This window comes from Bradyrhizobium sp. KZN70725, assembly GCF_055264925.1.
Genome location: NZ_JBUYWT010000015.1, coordinates 64,430 through 89,477 on the forward strand (window position 1 = coordinate 64,430; position 25,048 = coordinate 89,477).

Annotated in this window: 21 protein-coding genes and 1 pseudogene; 15 read left to right on the forward strand and 7 right to left on the reverse strand. The window is 65.0% G+C overall.

Annotated features, from left to right (window positions below; genetic code table 11):
• Positions 1 to 48: 48 nt before the first annotated feature.
• The 3 genes from ACZBJS_RS16825 (at position 49) to ACZBJS_RS16835 (ending at position 3,814) form a co-directional block, all read left to right on the forward strand.
• Positions 49 to 591: a PRC-barrel domain-containing protein gene (locus ACZBJS_RS16825; protein ID WP_168857915.1), complete on the forward strand. Its 543-nt coding sequence runs from the start codon at positions 49 to 51 to the stop codon at positions 589 to 591.
• An 88-nt stretch (positions 592 to 679) separates the two neighbouring features.
• A complete protein-coding gene (locus ACZBJS_RS16830) occupies positions 680 to 1,918 on the forward strand; it encodes an MFS transporter (RefSeq protein ID WP_168857903.1) in 1,239 nt (412 codons plus the stop codon).
• Between the two features lie 264 nt (positions 1,919 to 2,182).
• On the forward strand, positions 2,183 to 3,814 hold the full coding sequence (locus tag ACZBJS_RS16835; RefSeq protein WP_456815810.1) for a L,D-transpeptidase: 1,632 nt from the start codon (positions 2,183 to 2,185) through the stop codon (positions 3,812 to 3,814).
• A 112-nt stretch (positions 3,815 to 3,926) separates the two neighbouring features.
• On the opposite strand, the gene ACZBJS_RS16840 is transcribed toward ACZBJS_RS16835, so the two are convergent.
• Both ACZBJS_RS16840 and glgA read right to left on the reverse strand, forming a co-directional pair.
• Positions 3,927 to 4,985: a class I SAM-dependent methyltransferase gene (locus tag ACZBJS_RS16840; protein ID WP_057017529.1), complete on the reverse strand. Its 1,059-nt coding sequence runs from the start codon at positions 4,983 to 4,985 to the stop codon at positions 3,927 to 3,929.
• A gap of 180 nt (positions 4,986 to 5,165) precedes the next feature.
• Positions 5,166 to 6,593 (reverse strand): glycogen synthase GlgA, encoded by a 1,428-nt coding sequence (gene glgA, locus ACZBJS_RS16845; protein ID WP_456815811.1) that lies wholly within the window; start codon positions 6,591 to 6,593, stop codon positions 5,166 to 5,168.
• Between the two features lie 153 nt (positions 6,594 to 6,746).
• Between glgA and ACZBJS_RS16850 the strand changes: the two genes are divergently transcribed.
• From ACZBJS_RS16850 to ACZBJS_RS16885, 8 genes are all read left to right on the forward strand, one after another.
• Positions 6,747 to 7,979: a CaiB/BaiF CoA transferase family protein gene (locus ACZBJS_RS16850; RefSeq protein WP_463438898.1), complete on the forward strand. Its 1,233-nt coding sequence runs from the start codon at positions 6,747 to 6,749 to the stop codon at positions 7,977 to 7,979.
• A gap of 117 nt (positions 7,980 to 8,096) precedes the next feature.
• Positions 8,097 to 9,638, forward strand: coding sequence for an ABC transporter substrate-binding protein (locus ACZBJS_RS16855; protein WP_057017527.1), 1,542 nt, complete (start codon positions 8,097 to 8,099; stop codon positions 9,636 to 9,638).
• Between the two features lie 6 nt (positions 9,639 to 9,644).
• Positions 9,645 to 10,595, forward strand: coding sequence for an ABC transporter permease (locus tag ACZBJS_RS16860; protein ID WP_253640377.1), 951 nt, complete (start codon positions 9,645 to 9,647; stop codon positions 10,593 to 10,595).
• Positions 10,582 to 11,454: an ABC transporter permease gene (locus ACZBJS_RS16865; RefSeq protein WP_092082680.1), complete on the forward strand. Its 873-nt coding sequence runs from the start codon at positions 10,582 to 10,584 to the stop codon at positions 11,452 to 11,454. The genes ACZBJS_RS16860 and ACZBJS_RS16865 overlap by 14 nt, the downstream gene beginning before the upstream one ends.
• The gene (locus tag ACZBJS_RS16870; protein ID WP_057017524.1) at positions 11,451 to 12,437 is read left to right on the forward strand and encodes an ABC transporter ATP-binding protein; all 987 of its coding nucleotides are present in this window, start codon (positions 11,451 to 11,453) and stop codon (positions 12,435 to 12,437) included. Before ACZBJS_RS16865 ends, ACZBJS_RS16870 begins: the two co-directional genes overlap by 4 nt.
• A complete protein-coding gene (locus ACZBJS_RS16875; protein WP_057017523.1) occupies positions 12,434 to 13,402 on the forward strand; it encodes an ABC transporter ATP-binding protein in 969 nt (322 codons plus the stop codon). The genes ACZBJS_RS16870 and ACZBJS_RS16875 overlap by 4 nt, the downstream gene beginning before the upstream one ends.
• A gap of 84 nt (positions 13,403 to 13,486) precedes the next feature.
• A complete protein-coding gene (locus ACZBJS_RS16880; RefSeq protein WP_057017522.1) occupies positions 13,487 to 14,557 on the forward strand; it encodes an alcohol dehydrogenase in 1,071 nt (356 codons plus the stop codon).
• Between the two features lie 109 nt (positions 14,558 to 14,666).
• Positions 14,667 to 15,749 (forward strand): isocitrate/isopropylmalate dehydrogenase family protein, encoded by a 1,083-nt coding sequence (locus ACZBJS_RS16885; protein WP_463438899.1) that lies wholly within the window; start codon positions 14,667 to 14,669, stop codon positions 15,747 to 15,749.
• A 39-nt stretch (positions 15,750 to 15,788) separates the two neighbouring features.
• On the opposite strand, the gene ACZBJS_RS16890 is transcribed toward ACZBJS_RS16885, so the two are convergent.
• Positions 15,789 to 16,094 (reverse strand): hypothetical protein, encoded by a 306-nt coding sequence (locus ACZBJS_RS16890; protein WP_463438900.1) that lies wholly within the window; start codon positions 16,092 to 16,094, stop codon positions 15,789 to 15,791.
• Positions 16,095 to 16,229: 135 nt separating this feature from the next.
• On the opposite strand from ACZBJS_RS16890, the gene ACZBJS_RS16895 reads away from it, so the two are divergent.
• Complete coding sequence (locus ACZBJS_RS16895) at positions 16,230 to 16,412, forward strand: hypothetical protein (protein WP_463438901.1); 183 nt, start codon at positions 16,230 to 16,232, stop codon at positions 16,410 to 16,412.
• A gap of 205 nt (positions 16,413 to 16,617) precedes the next feature.
• Here ACZBJS_RS16895 and ACZBJS_RS16900 read toward each other — a convergent pair whose 3' ends face one another.
• Positions 16,618 to 17,013 (reverse strand): helix-turn-helix domain-containing protein, encoded by a 396-nt coding sequence (locus tag ACZBJS_RS16900; RefSeq protein ID WP_016844123.1) that lies wholly within the window; start codon positions 17,011 to 17,013, stop codon positions 16,618 to 16,620.
• Positions 17,014 to 17,634: 621 nt separating this feature from the next.
• Here ACZBJS_RS16900 and ACZBJS_RS16905 point away from each other — a divergent pair.
• On the forward strand, positions 17,635 to 17,892 hold the full coding sequence (locus ACZBJS_RS16905; protein ID WP_141340336.1) for a hypothetical protein: 258 nt from the start codon (positions 17,635 to 17,637) through the stop codon (positions 17,890 to 17,892).
• Positions 17,893 to 17,943: 51 nt separating this feature from the next.
• On the opposite strand, the gene ACZBJS_RS16910 is transcribed toward ACZBJS_RS16905, so the two are convergent.
• From ACZBJS_RS16910 to ACZBJS_RS16920, 3 genes and pseudogenes are all read right to left on the reverse strand, one after another.
• Positions 17,944 to 19,263 carry a dicarboxylate/amino acid:cation symporter gene (locus ACZBJS_RS16910; protein ID WP_463438902.1) on the reverse strand — a complete coding sequence of 440 codons (1,320 nt, stop codon included), beginning with the start codon at positions 19,261 to 19,263 and terminating at the stop codon, positions 17,944 to 17,946.
• 87 nt (positions 19,264 to 19,350) lie between these two features.
• Positions 19,351 to 20,807 (reverse strand): annotated as a pseudogene (locus ACZBJS_RS16915) (sensor histidine kinase).
• A 234-nt stretch (positions 20,808 to 21,041) separates the two neighbouring features.
• Positions 21,042 to 22,316, reverse strand: coding sequence for a serine hydrolase domain-containing protein (locus ACZBJS_RS16920; RefSeq protein ID WP_057017516.1), 1,275 nt, complete (start codon positions 22,314 to 22,316; stop codon positions 21,042 to 21,044).
• 169 nt (positions 22,317 to 22,485) lie between these two features.
• Here ACZBJS_RS16920 and ACZBJS_RS16925 point away from each other — a divergent pair, with 169 nt between their 5' ends.
• Positions 22,486 to 23,400, forward strand: a complete 915-nt coding sequence (locus ACZBJS_RS16925) for an intradiol ring-cleavage dioxygenase (protein WP_463438903.1) — start codon at positions 22,486 to 22,488, stop codon at positions 23,398 to 23,400.
• A 336-nt stretch (positions 23,401 to 23,736) separates the two neighbouring features.
• The gene (locus tag ACZBJS_RS16930; protein WP_463438904.1) at positions 23,737 to 25,047 is read left to right on the forward strand and encodes a CmpA/NrtA family ABC transporter substrate-binding protein; all 1,311 of its coding nucleotides are present in this window, start codon (positions 23,737 to 23,739) and stop codon (positions 25,045 to 25,047) included.
• Position 25,048 lies beyond the last annotated feature (1 nt).

Below are 25,048 nucleotides of genomic sequence, written 5' to 3' on the forward strand. Positions count from 1 at the left end.
GGCATGCGCGCGCCGGGAAATCGCGGGGAGAGTAACATGCGTCCGAGGATGATGATGATGCTGGTCGCAGCGGCGCTGCTGGCATGCGCGGGTGTCCGGGCCGCCGACGACGAAGCGCCGGCGCCTGCACCATCGCCGCCGGCAGCCCAGGCGCCGCCAGCAGCCTCTGCGACGCCGAAGGAGCAGGCGAAGGAGCCCTCAAAGGAATCGTCCAAGGAACCGTCCAAGGAACCGTCGCCGCCGCCGTCGGTGACCGTGATCGGTGCTCGCGATGCGCACGGCATTCTCGGGCGCGACGTTCGCAGTTCCGCCAATGAGAACATGGGCCGTATCGTCGACGTCATTGTCGACCGCGACGGCAAGGTCCGCGCCGCAGTGATCGATTTCGGCGGCTTCCTCGGCGTCGGCAGCCGCAAGATCGTGGTCGATTGGAACGCGCTGCGTTTCGCCGGTGTTTCCAGCAAGAGCGACAGCATCACGCTGGACCTCAACAAGCAGCAGGTGAGCGCTGCGCCCGAGTACAAGGAAGATACGCCGCTGATCGTGCTGGGCGCGGCGGGAAGCCTGCATCCATGGGATTACGAACATTAGGGGGGTAGAGCTGGTCGCGCGTCCGAACTCTTCTTTAGAGACGGTTGGCGACGATCGTGGCGAGCGATCAGCCGGCAGCACCAACGTTGTGTCAATTGTCCCCGATCAGCCCACTCCGGAGGAACCGCGCGGGCCGTCGCGGGAAAGCCAGCGCGGCCTCGACTGGTTCATCTTCTTCCTGGCCGACGTGCAGACCGGCTTCGGCCCGTTCGTCGCGGTCTACCTGACGACGCAGAAATGGACCCAGGTCGAGATCGGCTTCGTGCTCTCGATCGGCGGCATTATCGGCCTCTTGGGCCAGATGCCCGGCGGAGCGATCGTCGATGCGGCGCGCTCGGAGCGGGTCGTTGCGGGCTGTGCGGTGGCCGCGATCGGCGCCAGCGCGCTGGCCTATGCGCTCTGGCCGATCTTTCCCGTGGTGACGCTCGCCGCGACGCTGCACGCGCTCGCGAGCTGCGTGCTCGGTCCGGCGATCGCCGCGATCAGCCTCGGCCTGGTCGGGCCGCTTGCGATCGGCGAGCGGCTCGGCCGCAATGCGCGCTTCGCCTCGCTCGGCAGCGGCTCGGCCGCAGCACTGATGGGCGCCTGCGGCTATCTGCTGTCGAGCCGCTCGGTGTTCCTCGTCACCTTCATCCTGGCGATCCCGACGCTGTTGTCGCTGGCCCGGATCCGCGAGCGCGAGATCGACATCGCGCAGGCCCATGGCGAGGTGAAACGGGAAGTCCCCGACAAGCGCGCCACCAGCGTCGTCCGTCTGGTGCGGCAGCGGCCGCTCCTGATCTTTGCCGGCGCGATGATGCTGTTCCAGCTCGCCAATGCCGCGATGCTGCCCTTGATGGCGGGCGTGGTGACGACACGGTCGAGCCAATGGGCGCCGGTCCTGATCGCTGCCTGCATCATTGTGCCGCAGGCGATCGTCGCGCTGTCCTCGCCGTCGGTCGGCCGCAAGGCCCAGGCCTGGGGGCGGCGGCCGCTGTTGTTGATCGCATTCGCCGCGCTGGCGATCCGCGGCCTGTTGTTCGCGACGGTGCGTGACCCCTATGTGCTGGTTATGGTGCAGATTTTCGACGGCATCACCGCGGCGATCTTCAGCGTAATGGTCCCGCTGATCGTGGCCGACATCGCCTTCGGCAGCGGCCATTTCAACCTGGCGCAGGGCATTGTCGGCACCGCGGTCGGCATTGGCGCGTCGCTCAGCACGGTGCTGGCCGGCTATGTCAGCGACAAGCTCGGCAGCAGCACGGCCTTCATGGGCCTCGCCGGGATCGCCGCATTCGGGCTGTTCGTGATCTGGCTGGTGATGCCGGAGACGCGGCGGACGGCATGATGGCAGGGCGCAACCGCGGCACCATTGGCCGCCACCGACCAGACCCGGGATGCGGCTACCGGCCGGTTTTGCTGCGCGGCACCCTTTCTCCTGCATGTGCCGTCATATATGAGTGAATACATAAGTGATTTGCTGCTGGAACGAGTCCGATGGTCCCCAGGAGCGAGTTCGCGCGTTGGACCGTGGCGGCGATTAATCAATCCAAAATCGCGGTCTGGTACGGGATTGACGGAGCGCGGGCAGGCATTTCGACCGAGGAGCGGCATGGTACATCGAACGACGACGGCGCAAACCACCGGAGCGATGCGGCGTTGGGGCCAACCCGCCTTTGTGACTTTCGCAGCGATGGTCACACTTGCGTCACTGGCCGGCGGCGTCGCGGCGAAAGAGCAGCGTCCCGCGGCAGCCGTCGAGGCGACCGCGCCGCGCACCGCTGGCGAGCCGATCATGGCGATCGTGTCGATCAAGGCCCAGAAGGTGACGCTCTACGACGCCGAGGGCTGGATCTACCGTGCGCCGGTCTCGAGCGGCGTCAAGGGACGCGAGACGCCGGCCGGCGTCTTTGCGCTGATCGAGAAGGACAAGGACCACCACTCGACCCTGTATGACGATGCCTGGATGCCCAACATGCAGCGCATCACCTGGAACGGCATCGCGTTGCATGGCGGGCCGCTGCCGGGATATGCGGCCTCGCACGGCTGCGTCCGGATGCCCTACGATTTTGCCGAGAAGCTGTTCGACAAGACCCGGATCGGGATGCGGGTGATCATCGCGCCGAACGACCCGGCCCCGGTCGATTTCACCCATCCGGCGCTGTTCGTGCCGAACGCGCAAGCCATTGCGGCAGCTCCGGCGCGCGCCGAGAAGCTCGGCCGCGAGGCCGCGGATGCCGCCAAGGCAGCCGACGAGGCGAAGAAGGCTTCGATAGCCGCGACCAAGGAGGCCGCACTGTTCACACCGGCGTCGCTGCGCAAATTGCAACAGATCAAGACCCGTGCCGATGCTGCGGTTGCGTTGGCCGACAAGACGCTCGCCGCGGCCAAGACCGACCAGGCCAAGGCGCGCGCCGAGGATCTGAAGCAGAAGGCGGTGGCCAAGGCCACCGAAGCGACCACGCAGTTCGAGGCCGCCCAGGGCGACGCCAAGCCGAAGCTCGACGCCGCAGCCGCCGCCAAGGACGCCGCCAAGGCGGCCGAGACCAAGAAGGCGGATACCCAGAAGGCGGCGACCGAGGCGAAGCTCGCGCTGGAGCCGGTGTCCGTCTACATCAGCCGCGCGACGCAGAAGCTTTACGTCCGGCGCAACACCCACAAGGCATGGGCTGACGGCGGCGAGGTGTTCGACTCGAGCATCGAGGTTCCCGTAACCATCCGCGATCCGGACAAACCGATCGGCACGCACATCTACACGGCGATGGCGCGCAACGACGCCGGCGGCCTGCGCTGGACCGAGGTGTCGATCGACGATGGCGACAACGCCAGGAATGCGCTCGATCGTGTCACCATCCCGCAGGATGTGCTGGACCGCATCGCGCCGACCGCCGTTGCGCGCTCTTCGATCATCATCTCGGACGAGCCATTGAGCGCCGAGACCAACTATCGCACCGAGTTCGTCGCGGTTCTGAGCAACCAGCCCCAGGGCGGTTTCATCACACGCAAGCCGACCCGGCCCATGATGACCGACGACATGGTTGCGAGCAGGGACGACGACGGTTTCGGCTTCTTCTATCAGCGCAGCTGGAATCCCCAATCGGGCACCCAATACGGTACCCCGTATGGCAGTCCCCAATACAGCAATCCCCAGTACGGCAATCCCCAGATTTACGGCAATCCGCAAGCCGCCAATCCGCGCCGACGCGGCGGCCAGTACTTCTGGCAATCGCAACAGGACTGGTAGCGGAGCGTCGAGGACGCAGGCCGCAACGAGCGGCCGCGGGATCAGATCAGCATTGCAGCATTGGGCGGCGGCGTGGTGCCGCCGCCCAATCGCATTGCGCGGTGGCCCGTCCTTACGGGCGGGCTTCCAGGATCAGGTTGAACGGCGTTTCCGCGGCGCGGCGGAACCGCGAGAAGCCGCCCTGACGCGCTACTTCGCGCAGTCTTGCCTCTCCGGCCTGCGCGCCGAGCGCGAGCCCGACCTCCTGGTCCAGCGACGCCGGCGTGCAGATCATCGTCGAGGCGGCGTAGTAGACGCGCCCGATCGGATTGAGGTTGTCCTCCAGCCGGTCGTTGGCGAACGGCTCGATCAGCATGCAGGTGCCGTCGTCGGCGAGGGTGGAGCGGGTATGCTTGAGGGCGCCGACCGGATCGCCCATGTCGTGCAGGCAGTCGAAGAAGCACACCAGGTCATAGCCCTTGGCCGGGAATGTCTTGGCGGAATGCGTTTCGAAATGAACGCGGTCCGACAATCCCGCCTCCCGCGCGGACTTCCGCGCCGCCTCGATCGAGCCCTCGTGATAATCGAAGCCGTAGAAGGTTGATTTTGGAAACGCCTCCGCCATCAATCGCGTCGAGACGCCGTGCCCGCAGCCGACGTCGGCGACGACGGCGCCTTTCTTCAGCTTGTCGACGACGCCCTCGAGCGCCGGCAGCCATTCCTGCACCAGATAGTGCTTGTAGCTGGTGCGGAAGAAGCGGGCGGTGCCGCAGAACAGGCACTCGCTGCGCCTGTTCCAGCCGACGCCTTTGCCGGTCTTGAAGGCGTCGGTAATTTTTGGCTCATCGAGAAAGGTCGCGCCGACCAGGCTTCCGACGGCGCCGAGGAAGACCGGGCTGTCCTCGTCGGCCAGCGCGAGCGCCTGCTCGGGCAGCATCGAGAATTTTCCGGATGCCTTGTCGTACTCGATGTAGCCGGAGGCCGCCTGCGCCGACAGCCACTCCTGGATGTAGCGCTCGGCCGTTCCCGTTGCCTTGGCCAGGGCCGCGGCATTCATCGGCCCGCCCTGCGCGAGGGCCCTGTACAGCCCGAGCTTGTCGCCCAGCAGCATCAACGAGGCATTCATCGCCGCGCCGACATCGCCGATCATCTTTCCCATGAATGAATTGAGGCGCTCTTCGTTGACGTCCATGATGTTCCTCCATCGCAATCGCGTTTGGCCAAAAGTCATCATTCGCAATTTCACGCATGCGTCGTCGTCCAGCCGTGTGGCGACGTGATTGCCTGAAAGGTTCGGTGCAATGACCCGATTGTTACCGGGCCGGTGGGATCCCACAGCCGCCCGGCTTCACAAGCCCGCGAGGCGAGCCGCCTACGCCATCACGCGCGGCATGATCAGCCTTTTGTACAGCGCTCCGTAGCAGGCGGCCGACAGGTCCCAGCTGTAGGACTTGGCCATCGCGCTGGAGCGCATGGCGTTGAGCCGGTCCTTGGCGCGGTAGGCGTCGAAGGCGCGCCTGACGCCGCCGAGGAAGGATTCCGCCGACGGCTGCGCGAACAGGAAGCCGGTCTCGCCGTCGGCGATGGTTTCCGCAAGCCCGCCGGTCTGGTGGCCGATCGGCAGCGAGCCGAAGCGCTGCGCATACATCTGGCTGAGGCCGCAGGGCTCGAAGCGCGACGGCATCAGGGTGAAATCGCTGCCGGCGAAGATTCGGCGCGCCTGCCCATCGTTGAAGCCGATGATCACGCCGATCGCATCGGGCCGGCGGCGATGCGCGGCCACCAGCGCATCCTCGATGGCCGGCTCGCCGCTGCCGGTGACGACGATCTGTCCGCCGTCCCTGACGATCTCGTCGGCGGCCGACAGCACGAGGTCGACGCCTTTCTGATGCACGAGGCGGGCGACGAGGCCAAAGATCGGCCCGCGCGAGACCGCAAGGCCGAACTGGCGGCGGACATAGTCGGCGTTGGCCTGCTTGCCCTTCCAGTCGCCGGAGCCGAACGGCTGTGCGAGCTGCGCGCAATGGCGCGGATCCCAACTCTCGTCGATGCCGTTCAGGATGCCGGTCAGCTGGTCGGCGTCGGAGCGCACGCGGAGCAGGCCTTCCAGACCGCAGCCGAGCTCCGCGGTTGTGATCTCCCTGGCGTAGGTCGCGCTGACCGTAGTCAGATGCGAGGCGTAGACGAGGCCGCCCTTAAGGAAGGAGAGCTTGTCGTAGAACTCCAGCCCGTCGATGTGGAATGAGCTTTCCGGTGCGCCGATCCGCCGCAGCGAGTCCTTCGGAAACAGGCCCTGATAGGCGAGATTGTGGATGGTGAGGATCGACGGAATCCGCGCGTTGCGCCAGGCGAGGTAGGCCGGTGTGAGCGCCGCCTGCCAATCGTTGGCGTGTACGAGGTCCGCTGCCCAATTCTTGTCCAGCATCCCGGCTGCAAGTTCGGCAGCGGCGGAGGCAAAGCGGCCGAAGCGTATGTCGTTGTCGGGCCAGTCGCGGCCGGACTCATCGCCATAGGGATTGCCCGGCCTCTCGTAGAGTTGCGGGCACAGCAGCACATAGACCGGAAGTCCGTCCCTGGTCGACGCAAGCCCGAGCGTGCAGGCCGGCATCTCGGCGAGCGCTCGGCATTGCCCAACGATTTCAACATGCGTGAACTGTTCGACCACATCCCGGTAGCCGGGAAGCATGATCCTGACGTCGCTCCACGGGCGGAGCGCCCGTGGAAGGGCGGCGGAAACGGCGGCGAGCCCGCCCACGCGGACGAAATCGTCCATCTCCGTCGTGACGAATAAGACCTTCAACAAGCGCCCTCGTTCCAGCCCGTGACATGGCTATGCAAGATCGGGTCCAATCTGCCTTTGAGTAAAATGCAAGACGGCCCGCGCTCCCGGTCTGGACGAGACGCTTTCCTGCCAGGGCGGCTCACTTTAGGGTCACGCGACGCCGAACAACCAATGACGAAGGTGGAGGAAGCCTTGCCGACGACCATAGCCGCTGACGATGAGGGGAATTTGACACGGAGCTTCGACGGCCTTCGCGTGCTCGATTTTTCGACCACGATCGCCGGACCTCATTGCACGCGGATGCTCGCCGACATGGGCGCGGAGGTGATCAAGATCGAGCCCGCCGAGGGCGAGACGATGCGGACGCGGCCGCCGGTGCGCAACAATTGCTCGACGGCGTTCGGCCAGCTCAATATAGGCAAGAACAGCCTGGTGCTCGACCTGAAGTCGCCGGCCGGCGTCGAAGCCGTGCGCCGGCTGATCGCCACCGCCGACGTGCTGGCGGAGAATTTCCGTCCCGGCGTGATGCGGCGGCTGAAGCTCGACTATGCCTCTATCCGCGACATCAATCCAAAACTGATCTTTTGCTCGATCTCCGGCTACGGTCAGACCGGCCCGTCGGCGGAATTGCCGGCCTATGCACCGGTGATCCATGCCGCCTCGGGCTACGAGATGGCGCATCTCGCCTACCAACCGGGCCGCAGCCGGCCGGACTATTGCGGCATCTACCACGCCGATGTGCTGACCGGCGTCTACGCCTTCGGTGCGATCTCGGCGGCGCTCTACCAGCGCGCCGCCAGCGGCAAGGGCCAGCACATCGACGTCTCGATGCTGGAATCGATGCTGAGCCTGACCCTGAACGAGTTGCAATGGTCGCAATTCGAGGTGAAGCAAACCCAGCGCCCGATGTTCGGCCCGATCGAGACCACCGACGGCTACGTGATGGTGGCGATCGCCAGCGAGAAGACGTTCCAGAACCTGATGCAGGTGATCGGTCGTCCCGATTGGGTTTCCGATCCGCGCTTCGCCAAATATGCCGATCGGCGGGAGAACTGGGCGGGCCTGATGGAGGGCGTGGAGGCGTGGTCGCGCTCGGTCAGCACGCAGGCCTGCCTTGCCGCGCTCAACGAGTATGGCGTGCCGTCATCGGCCTATCGCACCGTGCGCGAGGCACTCGCCGATCCGCAAATCGCCCATCGCGGCGCGCTGGCCGAGGTTGCGGACGGCGGCGGCAGCTTCAAGGTGCTCAATCTGCCATTCCGCATGTCAGGCGCCACGGTCGGTGCGCGCAAGCGGATGTCGACGCTCGGCGAGCACACGCTGTCCTATCTGAAGGAGATCGGGCTCTCCGAGGATCAGATCGCAGGCTTCGCAGCGCAACCGGCGAAGACGGCGCGTCATTAAGCCTGCGGCTTTTCATCCGTATTACGGTCTTGTCGCGCGCGGCGATTCCGGACAATCTGCCGCCCAACAGACGACGATCCGGAACACCGGACGTCGCCCACCTGGGAGGGAGCATTGATGAAGCTGGTCGGGCGCGCGCACGCCGTTGCGCGCATATTTCTTGTGGCGGGATTCAGTGCCGCGGCATTCGCTGCACCGGCCAATGCGCAGAAGCTGGGCGGCACGCTCAACGTTGGCCAGGAACTCGACATTCCCGGCTTCGACCCGCTCAAGGTCGGCGTCTACGACACCTCAGCCAATACCGCGGCGGCCGCAATCTTCGACACGCTGACCACACTCGACGACAAGGGCGAGGTGAAGCCGAAGCTCGCGCTGTCATGGGAGCATTCGGAAGACTTCAAGACCTGGACCATCAAGCTGCGGCCAGGCGTCAAATTCCATGACGGCACGCCATTCAACGCGCAGGCTGTGAAGGAGAATTTCGACCGCCAGAAGGATCCCGCCAACAAATGCCGTTGCGCCTTCTACATCACGAACATCATCAGCGTGAACCCGGTCGACGACCTGACGGTGGTCTATAATTTCAGCGACCCGGCCGTGAACTTCCCGGCGACGCAGACCATTCAAAGCTCCAACAACGTCATGCAGTCGCCGACCGCATGGAAGACCAAGGGCGACGACTACAACCGCAACCCGGTCGGCACCGGTCCCTACATCCTGAAGTCCTGGACCGCCGGCGACCGCATGGTGCTCGAGAAGAACCCGGACTACTGGAACAAGGGCAAGCCGTATCTCGACCGCATCGTCCTGAAGCCCTTGCCGGATGCACAGTCGCGCTTTGCCTCGCTGCAATCGGGCGAGGCCGACATCATCTGGGACGACGAAGCCGATGCCGACAACATCATCAGGGCGCGCAAGGACACGAGCCTGACCGTGCATACCTATGAAGGCTCGGGGGCTGCAGTCGCTGCCTTCAACACCAAGGTCCCGCCGTTCGACGACGTGCGCGTGCGTCAGGCGCTGGTGATGGCGCTCGACCGCACGAAGATGTCGCAGGCGATTACCAATGGTCTGGCGCGACCGGCCAGCAATCCCTACGGCGACGGGTCCTGGGTGAAGTGCAAGGATGACGGCGCGCTGCCCTACGATGTCGAAAAGGCCAAGGCGTTGATCAAGGATTACGGCAAGCCGGTCGAATTCAAGATGCTGGTCACGGCGACGCCGCGCGGCCGCACCGGCGGCCAGGTGCTGCAGCAATTCTGGAAGCGCATCGGCGCCAACATGGAGATCGAGCAGGTCGATCAGGCGACCATTCCGCCGCGCGCCTTCATGCGCCAGTTCCAGCTCACGCCGTGGCGCATCGTCGATCTCGCCGATCCCGATCCCCAGATGTACGCCAATTTCCACACCGGCAGCCCGGTGGCGCTCGCGAACTACTCCAATCCAGAGCTGGACCGGTTGCTGGAGCATGCGCGGACCACGGCCGACGTCGCCCAGCGCACCGAGGACTATTGCGCGATCAGCCGCCTGATCAACAAGGAAGCAATCTGGTTCTGGACTTTCCAGAACACCTACTACGCAATCTCGAGCGCGAAGGTGAAGGGCGTGCCGAAGATGTTCAACGGGGTGCTCGACGTCTCCGACGCCTGGAAGGAATAGCCTTTCATGCTGTTCTTCGTCGCGCGTAGGCTCCTGTACCTGGTACCGGTGCTGATCGCGGTCTCGGTCCTGACTTTCGTGATCGCCTCGCTGTTGCCCGGCGATCTGGCCTATGTGATCCTCGGCGACCAAGCGACGCCGGAGAACGTCGCGGCCCTGCGTCACGACATGGGGCTCGATCAGCCGATCTGGCTGCGCTACCTCGGCTGGCTGTGGCACATCCTGCAGGGTGATTTCGGACGATCCTTCCGCACCGGGCAGACGGTGCTGCAGGCTGTCAGCGACCGCGTCCCGGTCTCGTTCGAGCTGATGATCCTGGCCGAGCTGATCGGGCTCGCGATCGGCGTGCCGCTGGCGATCGCCTGCGCGGCCAAGGCGGGCAGCGCGTTCGACCGCTTCATGACCGGCTCGGCCTTCGGCATGCTGTCGGTGCCGACCTTCCTGTCCGCGATCCTGCTGATCTATCTGTTTGCGGTCGAGCTGCGCCTGCTGCCGGCGACTGGCTACGTGCCGTTCACCGAGAACCCGGTCGCCAATCTGCGCTTCATGGTGCTGCCGGCGTTGACGCTCGGGCTTGCGGAATGGCCGGGCATCATGCGCGTGCTGCGCTCCGACATGATCGCGGCGCTGCAGGAGGACTACATCGCGCTCGCCAAGGCGAAGGGCCTCAAGCCGTCGCGCATCCTGTTCGTGCACGCACTGAAGCCGTCGTCGCTGACGCTCGTCACCATCACCGGCATCAATATCGGCCGCCTGATCGGTGGCGCCGTCATCGTCGAGTCGATCTTCGCCTTGCCGGGGATCGGCCGCCTCCTGGTCGGCGCGATCTATACCCGCGATCTGATCATCCTGCAGGGCGTGGTGCTGCTGGTTGCCGCGGGCTTCGTGATCATGAATTTCATCGTCGACATGCTCTACGCCCTTCTCGATCCGAGGATCCGCCATGGCCACGCTTGAGCTCAGCCTCGAGGAAGAGGCCGGTGCGACGCCGGCTCGGCGCCGCCGCGGGCTCGGCATGCTGTTCTGGATCGCGATCGGCTGGATGGCGCTGGTGTTCACGGTCGCGATCTTTGCCGACCTGCTGCCGCTGCCGAGCCCGACCGACATGGACATGCTGGAGCGGCGGGCGCCGATCTCCGCCGAGCATTGGCTCGGCACCGACGGTCTCGGCCGTGACGAGTTGTCGCGGTTGATCTATGGCGCGCGCATCTCGCTGATCGTCGGCCTCTGCGCACCGATGATCGGTGTCACCATCGGCGGCGCGCTCGGCATGCTCGCGGGCTATTTCCGCGGCCGTTTCGAATCCTTCGTGGTCGGCAGCATGGACGTGCTGCTGGCGTTCCCGCCGCTGATCCTGGCGCTTGCGGTCACCGCCTATCTCGGCCAGTCGATCTTCAATCTGACCTGCATCCTCGGCGTGCTCGGCATTCCAGCCTTCATGCGGGTGGCGCGGGCGGCGACCTTGTCGCTGGCGCGACGCGAATTCGTCATCGCGGCGCAGGCGCTCGGCGCCACGCATGCGCGCATCCTGCTGCGCGAGCTGCTGCCCAATGTGATGCTGCCGCTGCTCGCCTTCTTCCTGCTCGGCGTCGCCGTCACCATCGTGGTCGAGGGCTCGCTGTCCTTTCTCGGCCTCGGCGTGCCGCCGCCGATCTCGAGCTGGGGCAGCATGATCGGGGAGGGGCGTGAGAGCCTCGAGGTGGCGCCGCGGCTCGCCTTCATTCCGGCGATCGCGATGTTCCTGACCGTGCTCTCGTTCAACCTGATCGGCGATACGATGCGCGCGCTGACCGATCCCAGGCAGGGGGCGCTATGAGCCGGACGCTGCTTTCGGTCGAGAATGCGGTGGTTGACCTGCCGACGCCGCGCGGCAATCTGCGGGCGGTGGATCATGTCGATCTCGCCGTCGGCGCCGGCAGGACGCTCGGCATCGTCGGCGAGTCCGGGTGCGGCAAGACCATGCTGTCGCGCGCGATCCTGCAGCTGCTGCCCAAGAAGGCGAAACTGTCCGGCCGCGTGATGTTCGACGGGCAGGATCTGACGAAACTGCCGGCCGAGAAATTGCGCAAGCTGCGCGGCCGCTCGCTCGCGGTCGTGTTCCAGGACCCGATGACCTCGCTCAATCCGGTGCTGACCATCGGCACCCAGCTGATCGAGACCATTGTGGAACATCTCGAGCTCGATCTCGCCGAGGCCCGGCAGCGCAGCATCGAACTGTTGGCGGCGGTCGGCATTCCCGCGCCCGAGCAGCGCCTCGCGCAATATCCGCACCAGCTCTCCGGTGGCATGCGCCAGCGCGTCGCGATTGCGGTGGCACTGTCCTGCGAGCCACAGCTCCTGATCGCGGACGAGCCGACCACCGCGCTCGACGTCACGATCCAGGCGCAGATCCTCGATCTCCTGGCGCGCGAGCAGCAGCGCCGTCACATGGCGATGATCATCATCACGCATGACCTCGGCGTGGTCGCCGGCCGCACCGACGAGGTCGCGGTGATGTATGCCGGACGCGTCGTCGAACGCGCGCCGACGCCTGCCTTGTTCAAGCAGATGCGGATGCCCTACACCGAGGCGCTGCTCGCCGCGCTGCCGAAGCTCGACGTCGCGCCGCATACGCCGCTGCCGGCGATTTCGGGGCGGCCGCCCGATCCGACCCGGCCGCTCAAGGGCTGCTCGTTCTCGCCGCGCTGCCGCTATTCCGCGGAGCGCTGCGGCGCGGAGAAGCCGCAGCTCAGCCGGGCCGAAACGCCGGAGCATCTCTACGCCTGCTTCCATCCGATCACCGCGGGGGTCCGCGCATGATGCTGCAGGCAGCACCCGATCCGCTGATGAAGGTGGAAAACCTCGTCGTCGAATATTCGGTGGGAGGCAAGACCATCCATGCCGTCTCCGATGTCAGTCTCGAGATCGCGCGCGGCGAGACGCTGGGGCTGGTCGGCGAATCCGGCTGCGGCAAGTCCACCCTTGGCCGCGCGGTGCTGCAATTGCGCCAGGCCGTCTCCGGCAAGGTGCTGTTCGATGGGCACGATCTCACCACACTGAAGGGCGAGCCACTGCGCAAGATGCGCCGGCGCGTGCAGCTGATCTTCCAGGACCCGATTGCCTCGCTCAATCCGCGGCGGCGGATCGGCGACATCGTCGCCGAGCCGCTGGTGATCGCGGGCGTCAAGGATCCCGAGGAACGCCGGCGGCGCGTCAGTGACGTGCTGTCGGCGGTCGGCCTCGATCCGGCGCTGGTGAGCGGACGCCTGCCGCATGAATTCTCCGGCGGACAATGCCAGCGCATCTGCATCGCCCGCTCGCTGGTGCTCAATCCGGAATTCGTGATCTGCGACGAGCCGGTGTCCGCGCTCGATGTCTCGATCCGCGCCCAGATCCTCAATCTGCTGGAGGAGATGAAGGCGCGCTACGGCCTGACCCTGCTGTTCATCGCCCACGACCTCGCCGTGGTGAAGGCAGTCTCAGATCGCGTCGCGGTGATGTATCTCGGCCGGCTCTGCGAGGTCGGCCCGTCGGAGCAGTTGTTTGCACGGCCGGCGCATCCCTATACCGCGCTGCTGATCGAGGCGATCCCGGTGCCGGATCCGGATGTCCGCCCGACCCAGAGCGTGCCGGTCGGCGAGCCGCCGTCGCCGATCGCGCCGCCCTCCGGCTGCCGCTTCCGCACCCGTTGCCCGCGGGCCGACGCGCGCTGCGCCAGCGAAGTGCCGGAACTGCGCGTGGTTGCGCCCGGCCAGTTCGCGGCTTGCCATCATCCCCTGATCTAAATATCCGGAGGCCGACACCGCGTTTGTCCCGGACGGGCAGGCGTGGCAAGGTCCGCCGCAAGAACAAGCTACGGGAGAACAGCGATGAAGAGTTTCCAGGTCGTCGATTTCAACGCCCCCTTGAAGGAGGTCGATCAGCCGACGCCACAGCCGTCGGGCACGCAGGTGCTGATCAAGGTCAAGGCCGCCGGCGTCTGCCACAGCGACCTGCATATCTGGGAGGGCGGCTATGATCTCGGCCACGGCCGCAAGCCGCTGTCCCTGAAGGATCGCGGCGTCTCGCTGCCGCGCACGATGGGCCATGAGACGGTCGGCGAGATCGTGGCCTTCGGGCCCGACGTCAGGGACGCCGACAAGGGCGGCCTCAAGGTCGGCGATATCGCTCTGGCCTATCCCTGGCTCGGCTGCGGCAAATGCCCGACCTGCCTCGGCGGCGACGAGAACATGTGCGCGATCAAGCCGAATGCGCTCGGTGTCTATTGCGACGGCGGCTACGCCGACCACATGACGGTGCCGCATCCGAAGTATCTGCTCAACCTCAAGGGGCTCGATCCCGTCACGGCCGCGCCCTATGCCTGCTCCGGTGTCACGACCTACAGCGCGCTGAAGAAGGTCGAGAAGGATCTCGACACACCGATCGTGATCTTCGGCGCCGGCGGTCTCGGGCTGATGGCGCTCTCACTGTTGAAGGCGATGGGCGGCAAGGGTGCGATCGTGGTCGATATCGACGCCAGGAAGCGTGAGGCGGCCGAAGCCGCCGGCGCGCTCGCGACCGTCGACGGCAAGGCGCCCGACGCGCTGGAGCAGCTTGTCAAGAAGGCCGGCCAGCCGATCCGTGCCGCGATCGATCTGGTCGGCAACGCCCAGACCTCGCAGCTCGGCTTCGACTGCCTGACCAAGGGCGGCAAGCTCGTGATCGTCGGCCTGTTCGGCGGCGGCGCGCCCTGGGCGCTGCCGCTGATCCCGATCAAGGCGGTCACCATCCAGGGCAGCTATGTCGGCAATCTGCGCGAGACCCAGGAACTGCTCGACCTCGTGCGGACCAAGAAGATTCCGGCGATCCCGGTCACGCCGATGCCGCTGGCAAAGGCGAACGAGGCGCTGACCAACCTGCAGAAGGGCCAGCTGGTCGGCCGCGCGGTGCTGACGCCGTAGTCTCCCTTCCGTCATTCCGGGGCACGCGAAGCGTGAACCCGGAATCTCGAGATTCCGGGTTCGATGCTCCGCATCGCCCCGGAATGACTGTTGTGCTCCGGAGAATCTCATGTCGGCCAACAACGCACTCCACATCGCCGTCCTCGGTGGCGATGGCATCGGCCCCGAGGTGATGGCGCCGGCGCTCGACGTGCTGCGCAAGATCGAGGCGTCGGCCGGTCTCAAATTTCGCTTCACCGAGGCGCCGGCCGGCGCGGGCCATTACAAGGAAACCGGCAAGTCGATGCCGGAGAGCACGATCCGGCTGTGCGAGGAGGCCGATGCGATCCTGCTCGGCGCCTGCGGCCTGCCGTCGGTGCGCTACCCCGACAACACCGAGATCGCGCCGCAGATCGAGTTGCGCATGATCTTCGATCTCTACGCCGGCGTGCGGCCCGCGCGGTTGATCCCCGGCGTATCGAGCACGATCGTCGGCGCCGACCAGCGGGGTATCGACCTCGTCGTGATCAGGGAATCGACCGAGGGCCTGTTCGCCTCGATGGGCAAGGGCGTCGTCACCGACAGCGAGGCGCGCGAGACGATGGTGATCACGCGCCAAACCTCCGAGCGGCTGTTCGAGTTCTCGTTCCGGCTCGCCGAACGCCGCAAGGCGCGCGGCAAGGTCAATGGCGGGCTGACCTGCGTCGACAAGGCGAACGTGTTCAAGGCGTTCGCATTCTTCCGGAACATCTTCGATGAGACTGCGAAGCGTCATCCCGACGTCAGGGCCGACCACCTCTACATCGATGCGGCCGCGGCTGCGCTGGTGAAGCGTCCGTGGGACTTCGACGTCATGGTGACCGAGAACATGTTCGGCGACATCCTGTCCGATCTCACCGCCGGTCTGATCGGCGGCATGGGCATGGCGCCGTCAGCCGACATCGGCGACCGCTACGCGGTGTTTCAGCCGTGTCATGGCACGGCGCCCGACATCATGGGGCAGGGCATGGCCAATCCGACCGCGATGATCCTGTCGGCCGCGATGATGCTGGACTGGCTAGCCGACAAGCATGGGCTCGAAAGCGCCGCCGAGGCCGGCGAGCGGATCGAGCGCGCGGTCGACAAGGTCTACGCCGACGGCATCAAGCCGTTTGAGTTCGGTGGCAGCAACGGCACGACCGATGTCGCGAAGGCGGTGCTGGCAGCGCTCTAGCGCGGGAGGGTGAGGGGGCCGAAGCCCCCTCGCTGATGATTAGCGATGGTGTCCGCCGTGATGTCCGCCGTGATGAGGGCGGTGCCCGTAATGATGCGGGCGATGGTGGAATTGCGGACGATGATGCCATCCGTGATGGCGCGGTGCGTAGTAGCCGTATGCGCCCGGTCGCCAATAGCAGCGGCCCCAGCGATCGCAGACCTGGCGCACCTTGTCGACATTGGACGTTTCGCCCGCGATGTGACCGGCTTGCGGAAGCCCGTTGGGCATCGCGGATGCCGCGCCGGACATCAACGCTGCGCTTCCAAGCGCGGCGAGTCCAATAACGGCAAGCTTGATATTCATCGAGATCTCCTTGGTTGAAGCCTGAGAACGTCCATGCGGGCCACTTCGTTGCTGCGACAAAAAAGACAGGCTCGTGCACTTGGTTCTGGCGACGCCGGTTCAACTGAGGAAATGCGGGAGTTATGAGGTCGCCTGATGCGCGGGCGACAATTGGCCGCGCGACAGAATAGCGACGCATTGCGCGCGCATGCGCTCCGCGAGATGAGCAGTCGAAGCGCGAGCTGGAAAAGCGCGGCGCGCATGCGCGGCCGCCTGCGCGAAGATCATGCTCACGTGGAGCGGCGGGATCATGACGCGATGCTCGTCGCCGCTTCATGACCGCGCATCCGGCGGGGACTGAAGCTATCCGCCTGGATCACAAAATCTTGAAAGACAGCCGCGCCTCAAGAAAAAGCGCCGCCATCGGCGATGGCAGCGCTTCGACGTCTTCCTGGCCCGACCGGCGTGTGCAGCCGCAGCGGCCGGTGACCGGCCGTTGCGGTGTGGTGGGATCGCGTTCGCGGTGACGCGACCCGATCCGCGCTCAGTCTTCGTTGGCGGCGATCGATTCCATCAGCGACACCAGCTGACGTTGCACCGTCTGATCCTTGATCTTGCTGTAGGCGCGCAGCAACCGGAGGCTGAACGCGCTGTCGAGGAACAGCAGGCTCTCGACTTCGCGGGCCTTATTGTCGCCGTCGTAGAAGAAGGTGACCGGCACATCCAGCGCGGTCGCGATCTGTTGAAGGCGGGCAGCGCCGACACGGTTGACGCCCTTCTCGTACTTTTGAACCTGCTGGAAGCTGACGCCAAGCTTGTCGCCGAGTTCGGCCTGCGAGATCTTTTGCTCGACACGGCGCAGGCGAATCCGCTTGCCCAACTCAATGTCCGGCTTGCCGGCACTGCGCTGCTTCATCTTCTTTGCTGCTGATCTGTTCATTCTTGTGACCCGTCCTTCAAATCGAGAATCCCTGGCCCGGCTGGGTCAGGGACACGTTCATGATGTACCGCGTTAAGCTCGAGTGGATCGCCAGTTCGTCTGAACTACGAAATCCAGGAAGATCGCGGGATGGTATCCAAACGCAAACGCGCAAGGAAACACCCTAGTACCGACTCGGTCGACTACCTGAAGTCGACCGCGCCAAGGTGTCTGTCGACACCCCGCCCTCTACATTTGGCAAAATATTGACCAAACCACAACTAGCGCGAGTTTGATCGACACAGATTTTGCGCACATGCATAATAGGCGTCAATGCACAGCGCCCGTAGTTCTACGGGCCACTATATTGTACGGGCGTCGTTGCACGGATGCAACCCCAGCTAGTGCAGCCTCAGGTCGAGAAGGGGCCGGCGGGTGCTTGACTGAATCATCCGATTTGCAAGAGTTTGACGTAAGTCCAAGTCAGGCTTTCGGAATGTTGCTGGACAATTGCCCAAAAGTTCTCAATCATCTGGAACAAATGTGTGCCTACGACAAGCCGGCGAACTCTGGCGGGAGGGGCCAATGAAGCGAAAGAGGGGAACGCCTCGACTCTACCTCGCGGCTTCGGGAGTTGAAGATATGGCGGTCGCAAACACGGAAGAACGGTTGCTGGCGCTGCTTGCAACGCTGGAGGAATGTCAGGCGTTCCTGACCGACCGGGCGAACACGGAGACGGCACGGCTGTTGTCCCTCGCCATCCTCGAGCTTCGGATGGAACTCCACAAGGTGACGGATTCCGAGCTGAAGGCCCTCTGTGACATGATCGCTTCGGGTGAGCCCGTGCTGGAACAATCGACGGCCCGGCAACTGCCGCCGTATTTGAGGCTGATCAAGTAAGTCAGCGCCCCGCGCCACGCGCGGGACGCCGCTCGGCTTGGGACGCGCGGCTCAGCCCGCAGTCACGTCAACTGCCTCGGCGCCTTCGAGCACGCGACGGGCCTTGTCGCGGTCGAGGTCACCTTCCCATGCCGCGACCACGACGGTGGCGACGCAGTTGCCGATCAAATTGCCGACTGCGCGCGCCATGCCGATGAACCAGTCGACCGAGAGCACCAGCACGAGGCCAATCGCCGGGATGCTCGGCACGGCGTTGAGCGTCGCCGCCAGGATGACGATCGCCGAGCCGGGCACGCCATGCGCACCTTTCGAGGTGATCAGCGACACGCCGAGCACCAGCATCAGGTCGCCGAACGACAGCGGCGTGTTGGTCGCCTGCGCGATGAACACGACCGCAAGCGTCAGGTAGATCGAGAAGGCGTCGAGGTTGAAGGAATAGCCGGTCGGAATCACGAGGCCAACCACCGAATCCTTGACGCCGAAACGCTCCAGCTTGCGCATCACCTGCGGCAGCACCGCGTCGGACGATGCGGTTGCGACCACGATCATCAGCTCCTCGCGCAGGTAGCCGAGGAATTTGAGGATGTTGATGCCGGCGAGCGCCATCACGGCGCCGAGCACGCCGAGCACGAAGATCGCGACCGACACGTAGAACAGCGCGACCAGCGACAGCAGCTGCTTCAGCGAACCGACGCCGTATTTGCCGACCGTATAGGCGACGGCGCCGAGCACGCCGATCGGAGCGAAGCGCACGATCAGGCCCATGGCGCGGAACAGCACGGTCGAGACCGCGTCGATGAAGGAGGAGATTTTCTCGCCCTTCTCGCCGCCGACCAGCGCCAGGCTGACGCCGAAGATGATGGCGAAGAACAAAACCTGCAGCACGTCGTTGCGCGACAGCGCGTCGAACGAGGTGGTCGGAATGATGTTGAGCAGGAAGCTGCCGATGCCTTCGCCCTTCAGCTTCTGCGCGTTGTTGGCATAGTTGCCGAGCGCCTTGGCATCCAGCGTCGAGGTGTCGATGTTCATGCCGTGGCCGGGGCCGAACAGATAGGCGAGCAGCAGGCCGACCACGAGCGCAACCGTCGTCATCGCCTCGAAATAGACCAGCGCCTTGACGCCGACCCGGCCGACCTTCTTGAGGTCGCCGGCACCCGCAATGCCGTGCACGACGACGCAGAACACGATCGGCGCCACGATCATCGAGATCAGCTTCAGGAAGGCATCGCTGAAGATCTTCAACCCGATCGCGAAATCGGGCGCGGCCATGCCGATGAGGATGCCGAGCAGCAGCGCGACGAGCACCTGCACGAACAGTGATGTGTAAAGCGGCTTGCGCGCAACTGTCGCTTCTGCTGCGATGGTCGACATGACTTCCCCCTGTTTCTGGCCGGCCGAGCCCGCCAATCATAGCAACTTGCGTGCCAAGATGTCGCAGGATCGGCCACTCCTGCCGGGTCAGCCGTCGATTTCGAGGGTGCTGGTCACGGTGTAGACGACGCCGTGGGGCAGGAAATCCACGGTGGCCTCGCCGCCGAGCTGGTCGCGGGCACTGCGCTCGATCAGCCGGGAGCCGAAGCCGCGCTGGACCGGCGCGGTGACCTGTGGGCCGCCGGTTTCGGTCCAGATCATCCGCAGCTTCGGTCCGGGGCTCTCGTTGAGGATTTCCCAATCCAGCGTCACCGTGCCGGTGTCGTTGGACAGTGCGCCATATTTGGCGGCGTTGGTCGCCATCTCGTGCAGGATCATCGACAGCACCAAGGCAAGCCGGGGCGACAGCGGCACGCGGGGGCCGAACATCCTGACCCGCGCGGACGTGTTCAAGAGGTAGGGCCGCAGCACGCGGCTGACGACGTCCTGGAAGTCGGAGCCCTGCCATTTGTCGGTGGAGAGCAGATTGTGCGCCTCGGCCAGCGCGCCGAGCCGCCCCTCGAACTTGTCGCGCTCGGCGCGGCTTGCGCTGCGGAAGGTCTGCGTGGCGATCGATTGCAGGATCGCCAGTGTGTTCTTGACGCGGTGGTTGAGCTCTTCGATCAGCAGGTCGTGCAGCATCTCGCCGCGCGCGATCGTGGTTGCCATCCGCACCGCAAAGCCGAGCCCGACCAGCAGCAGGACGCCGCCGATCACGCTGGTGATCGCCAGCGAGCGCCACAGCGGCGCTACCAGGGAGTTCTCCGCGATCCCCGCGGCGACGGTCCAGCCGGTGACGCGCGACCGGGTGAAACCGGTGATCAGCGCCACGCCCTCCAGCGACACGGTCGGCAGCGTCGCCTCGCCGCGGCGGAACATCTCGGCAAACAGCGATGGCGAGGCGCGCTGGCCGATGGTCGCCTGCGGATTTGGCACCCGCGCGAGGTTGACGCCGTCGCTGTCGAAGATCGAGATGGTCCAGTCCTGGTTGAGGCGCTGCTTCTCGATGATGGCCTGGAACACCTCGATCGGCGGGCTGAAGGAGATGTCGTAGAGCACCTCACCGTCGCGCATCACCGGTACCTCGACGGTGATGATCAGCCGCTGCTTCACCGCGCCGAAGAACAGGTTGGAGTATTGCGGCTGCCGCGTCGCGAACACCTTCTCGGGGATCTCGAGATTGTTGCGCGGCGGCAGGCTCGCGGTGTCCGGCGTCAGCGAGGAGAACACCTGGCGTCCGGCGCGGTCTGCCACCAGCACCACGCCTTCCTTGCCGTACTGGTCGATGAAACCGACCGCGACGCGGCGGAAGTTGTCGAGGTCGCTGTTGCGCAGCGAGTTGGTCAGGGCCAGCACCTGCAGCCCGCCGGTCATGCGCTGCATTTCCGCATCGAGCAGCAGACGGATGCTGCGCGCCGTCTCCAGCACGCGCTGCGTGGCCGCCTGACGATCCCGCTGATAATTGTGGAAGACGATCCCGCCGCGAAGATGATCAGCGGCAACATCGTTCCCGCGACCAGAAGCGCGAGACGGACTGGCAATGTCAGTTTCGGCACGAAGTCCCCGGGTCGGTGCCCATTCGCTGCGAGCTTAGGGGAGGCGGGAAAAATTCGCCAAAGGAAATAGTTTTATATCAGAAAGGTTCCGCGGCGCCCAAAGCATGATCCGGAAAAGTGTGAAGCGGTTTTCCGAAAGGATCATGCTCGAACGAGGAGTGTGCGCCGCGGAATGACGTCGTGTCAGAGATTGCTCTCGGTGATCGCGGCGTAGACCATGGTGCGCAGCTCGCGCCGCAGCGGATAGGCGCTCGACGGCAGCACCTGGGTCATGAAGATCGTGATCAGCTCCTCGGCCGGGTCGATGAAGAACGACGTCGTCGCGGCGCCGCCCCAGTTGAATTCGCCTGGACTGCCGGCGATCAGCGTCTGCGACGGGTGCATGGTGACGGCGAAGCCGAGGCCGAAGCCGATGCCGTTATAGGCGGCTTCGGCGAACATCGAGCGCGACATCGCCGGCAGGTCGACGCCGCCGGGCAGATGGTTCGAGGTCATCAGCTTCAGCGTCTTCGGGCCGAGCAGCCTGACGCCGCCGAGCTCGCCGCCATTGAGCAGCGTCCGGCAGAAGGTCAGGTAGTCGGCCGCGGTCGAGCACAGTCCGCCGCCGCCCGAGATCAGCGAAGGCGGCGCCAGGAACGAGCTGGTGGTCGGATCGTCCTGCAGCGTCAGTGTGCCCTTGCGCTCGGCGGCGAGCGGGTTGAAGCCGCCCTGCGGATCGGCGGAATAGCAGGCGGCAAACCGATGCGCCTTGTCGGCCGGCACGAAGAAATCCGTGTCGTTCATGCCGAGCGGCTTGAAGATGCGCTCCTTCAGAAATTGCTCGAACGGCTGGCCGGAGATCTTGCCGACGAGATAACCGAGCACGTCGGTCGAGACCGAGTAGTTCCAGGCTTCGCCCGGCGAGAACTCCAGCGGGATCTTCGCCAGGTCCTCGATCATGCCGTCGAGCGTGCCGGCCTTGATGACCTCGCCGATCTTCTTCTCGCGATAGGCCGCGTCGACATTGGAGCGCTGCTGGAAGCCGTAAGTGAGGCCCGAGGTGTGGCGCAAGAGGTCGACGATCTGCATCGGCCGCGTCGGTGGGCGGGTCAGGAAGGCGGGCGCGGTGCCGGCGACGAATACGCCGAGGTTCTTCCATTCCGGAATATATTTCGCGACCGGCTCGTCGAGCGCGACCTTGCCTTCCTCGACCAGCATCATGAAGGCGACTGATGTGATCGGCTTGGTCATCGAATAGATGCGGAAGATGGTGTCGTCCTTGACCGGCGCCTTGCGCTCGAGATCGGCAAAGCCCTGGACCGTGGAATGCACGATCTTGCCGCGGCGATAGATCAGGACCTGCGTGCCGGGAAAACGGCCGGCATCGATGTAGCGGCTCTTCAGATGCGCTTCGAGACGGTTGAGGGCAGTGGTCGACATTCCCGCGGATTCGGGCGAGGCAGGCGTGGGGGCTAGCATCAGGCGTTTCTCCGGCTTGCAAGGCAGCCTTGATAGCCGAAAAGTGTCTGCTGCACCAATCCGCTGCCGCTTACCGGCCTTGAGCTGGTGGTGTACCGTCGCCCCTGCAATCGCGCCCCCCAAGGGGCCCAAAGTATCTGCCAAGGTATCCGTCAAGGGAAACGCCGAGATGACCCAGTTCAACGAAACCGAGCTCACCGCCGCCGTCATCCGCAGCTTCGACCAGACACCCGATCCGCGGGCCAAGTTCCTGCTGCAGGAATTGGTGAAGTCGCTGCACGATTATGTGCGCAGGACCGATCTCACCTTCGAGGAATGGGACCAGGCGATCGGCTTCCTGACCCGCACCGGGCAGAAGTGCACCGACATCCGCCAGGAGTTCATCCTGCTGTCCGACGTGCTCGGCGTGTCGATGCTGGTCGATGCGGTCAACCATCGCGATCGCGACGGCGCGACCGAGACCACCGTGCTCGGCCCGTTCTATGTCGGCGAGCACAAGGTGACGCCGCACGGCACCGACATCTCGGCAAGCCTGCCGGGCGAGCGCATGTTCGTGCAGAGCCGCGTCACCGACCTTGACGGCAAGCCGCTGGCCAATGTGCCGGTCGATATCTGGCACGCGGACGATGACGGATTCTATGACTCGCAGAAGCCGAGCTATGCCACCGAAGGTCCGTCGTCGCGGGCGCGCTTCATCACCGATGCCGACGGCCGCTTCTTCTTCCGCACTATCGTGCCGTGCAGCTATCCGATCCCGACCGACGGCCCGGTGGGGCAGATGATCACGCAGACCAACCGTCACCCGATGCGGCCGGCGCATGTGCACTTCCTGGTCAACGCCAAGGGCTACGAGCCGCTGATCACGCATGTCTTCGTCGAGGGCGACAAGTACATCGATTCCGACGTCGTGTTCGGCGTGAAGGATGAATTGATCGCCAAGGTCGAGCGCCGCACCGATCCTGTCATGCCCGATGGCCAGCGTTCGGATGGGCCGTGGAGCCTGATGACCTACGAATTCCATGTGAAGCCCGGCGGCGGAATGGCGCCCGCGCCGCTCGGCGCCAAGGTCACCGAAGACGCCTGATCGGTTTCCGAACGCTTCTGCCCAATTCTTGTGCGCCGCATGGGCGAATCGCAACTTTTGGCAGCGCGCGGAAAATTCGCGCGGGCTGCGACATGTTGCGCAAGGCTTTGCATCAAAATCGATTTTTGCACTGCGGTAGATTGGCACAAGGCTTGAATCATCATTAGCCGACGCCATTGAAGCCGTCCCTCGAGGCTACCCCATCGGATTTCTGACGCCGCCAGACTGGGGCCTTCCCGGTGCACGCCTTTTTGCGCCCTGCGCGCGTCGCCATCCGGAGGACGGCGCTCGACGCACTGACGCAACACCGCAACGCAACGACGCAAAGGACGACCGATGACCAAGCCCACCGACAAGCCGCCAAGCCGCGGCCTCAGCCGCCGTCAGCTCCTGAAGGCAACCAGCGGCGCCGCCGCGCTGCTCGCCGCGGCCAAGCTCAACTTTCCCGCAGGCTCGTTCGCGCAGGGCGCCGGTCCCGAGGTGAAGGGCGCCAAGCTCGGCTTCATTGCGCTGACCGATGCCTCGCCGCTGTTCGTCGCCAAGGAGAAGGGCATCTTCGCCAAATACGGCATGCCCGATGTCGAGGTGCAGAAGCAGGCCTCGTGGGGCACCACGCGCGACAACCTCGTGCTCGGCTCCGAGGGCAACGGTATCGACGGCGCGCATATCCTGACCCCGATGCCGTATCTGATCTCGGCCGGCAAGGTAACGCAGAACAATCAGCCGACGCCGATGTACATCATGGCGCGGCTCAATTTGAACGGCCAGTGCATCTCGGTCGCCAAGGAATATGCCGATCTCAAGGTCGGCATCGACACCGCGCCGTTCAAGGCGGCGCTGGAGAAGAAGAAGGCCTCCGGCAAGGCGGTGAAGGCCGCGATGACTTTCCCGGGCGGCACGCATGATCTGTGGATCCGCTACTGGCTCGCCGCTGGCGGCATCGATCCCGACAAGGACATCGAGACCATCGTGGTGCCGCCGCCGCAGATGGTGGCCAACATGAAGGTCGGCACGATGGACTGCTTCTGCGTCTGCGAGCCGTGGAATCTGCAACTGATACATCAGGAGATCGGCTATACCGCGATCACGACCGGCGAGCTCTGGGACAAGCATCCGGAGAAATCGTTCGGCCTGCGCGCCGCCTGGGTCGACAAGAACCCGAAGGCCGCGAAGGCGCTGCTGATGGCTGTCATGGAAGCCCAGCAGTGGTGCGAGAAGGCGGAGAACCGCGCGGAGACCGCGGCGATCTGCGCCAAGCGGCAGTGGATCAACTGCCCGGTCGAGGACATCACCGACCGCATGAAGGGCAAGTTCGACTACGGCACCGGCCGCGTGATCGAGAATTCGCCGCAGCAGATGCGGTTCTGGAGCGACAACGCCTCCTATCCCTATCAGAGCCACGACCTCTGGTTCCTCACGGAAGACATCCGTTGGGGCAAGTACGAGGCAGGCTTCGACACCAAGGCGCTGATCGCCAAGGTGAACCGCGAGGATCTCTGGAAAGAGGCCGCCAAGGAGCTTGGCGTGTCCGACATTCCGGCCTCGACCTCGCGCGGCAAGGAGACCTTCTTCGACGGCAAGGTGTTCGATCCCGCCGATCCCGCGGCCTATCTGAAGTCGTTGTCCATCAAGCGTGTTGACGTCTGAT

Excerpts from the sequence above, each read along its gene's own strand:
- ACZBJS_RS16925 (WP_463438903.1), top strand. The coding sequence starts at position 22,486 with ATGACCCAGTTCAACGAAACCGAGCTCACCGCCGCCGTCATCCGCAGC.
- ACZBJS_RS16885 (WP_463438899.1), top strand. The coding sequence starts at position 14,667 with ATGTCGGCCAACAACGCACTCCACATCGCCGTCCTCGGTGGCGATGGC.
- ACZBJS_RS16920 (WP_057017516.1), bottom strand. The coding sequence starts at position 22,316 with ATGCTAGCCCCCACGCCTGCCTCGCCCGAATCCGCGGGAATGTCGACC.
- ACZBJS_RS16870 (WP_057017524.1), top strand. The coding sequence starts at position 11,451 with ATGAGCCGGACGCTGCTTTCGGTCGAGAATGCGGTGGTTGACCTGCCG.
- ACZBJS_RS16905 (WP_141340336.1), top strand. The coding sequence starts at position 17,635 with ATGGCGGTCGCAAACACGGAAGAACGGTTGCTGGCGCTGCTTGCAACG.
- ACZBJS_RS16930 (WP_463438904.1), top strand. The coding sequence starts at position 23,737 with ATGACCAAGCCCACCGACAAGCCGCCAAGCCGCGGCCTCAGCCGCCGT.
- ACZBJS_RS16855 (WP_057017527.1), top strand. The coding sequence starts at position 8,097 with ATGAAGCTGGTCGGGCGCGCGCACGCCGTTGCGCGCATATTTCTTGTG.
- ACZBJS_RS16840 (WP_057017529.1), bottom strand. The coding sequence starts at position 4,985 with ATGGACGTCAACGAAGAGCGCCTCAATTCATTCATGGGAAAGATGATC.
- ACZBJS_RS16890 (WP_463438900.1), bottom strand. The coding sequence starts at position 16,094 with ATGAATATCAAGCTTGCCGTTATTGGACTCGCCGCGCTTGGAAGCGCA.
- ACZBJS_RS16875 (WP_057017523.1), top strand. The coding sequence starts at position 12,434 with ATGATGCTGCAGGCAGCACCCGATCCGCTGATGAAGGTGGAAAACCTC.
- ACZBJS_RS16895 (WP_463438901.1), top strand. The coding sequence starts at position 16,230 with ATGCGCGGGCGACAATTGGCCGCGCGACAGAATAGCGACGCATTGCGC.
- ACZBJS_RS16825 (WP_168857915.1), top strand. The coding sequence starts at position 49 with ATGATGATGATGCTGGTCGCAGCGGCGCTGCTGGCATGCGCGGGTGTC.
- ACZBJS_RS16860 (WP_253640377.1), top strand. The coding sequence starts at position 9,645 with ATGCTGTTCTTCGTCGCGCGTAGGCTCCTGTACCTGGTACCGGTGCTG.
- ACZBJS_RS16900 (WP_016844123.1), bottom strand. The coding sequence starts at position 17,013 with ATGAACAGATCAGCAGCAAAGAAGATGAAGCAGCGCAGTGCCGGCAAG.
- ACZBJS_RS16850 (WP_463438898.1), top strand. The coding sequence starts at position 6,747 with ATGACGAAGGTGGAGGAAGCCTTGCCGACGACCATAGCCGCTGACGAT.
- ACZBJS_RS16880 (WP_057017522.1), top strand. The coding sequence starts at position 13,487 with ATGAAGAGTTTCCAGGTCGTCGATTTCAACGCCCCCTTGAAGGAGGTC.
- ACZBJS_RS16835 (WP_456815810.1), top strand. The coding sequence starts at position 2,183 with ATGGTACATCGAACGACGACGGCGCAAACCACCGGAGCGATGCGGCGT.
- ACZBJS_RS16910 (WP_463438902.1), bottom strand. The coding sequence starts at position 19,263 with ATGTCGACCATCGCAGCAGAAGCGACAGTTGCGCGCAAGCCGCTTTAC.
- ACZBJS_RS16865 (WP_092082680.1), top strand. The coding sequence starts at position 10,582 with ATGGCCACGCTTGAGCTCAGCCTCGAGGAAGAGGCCGGTGCGACGCCG.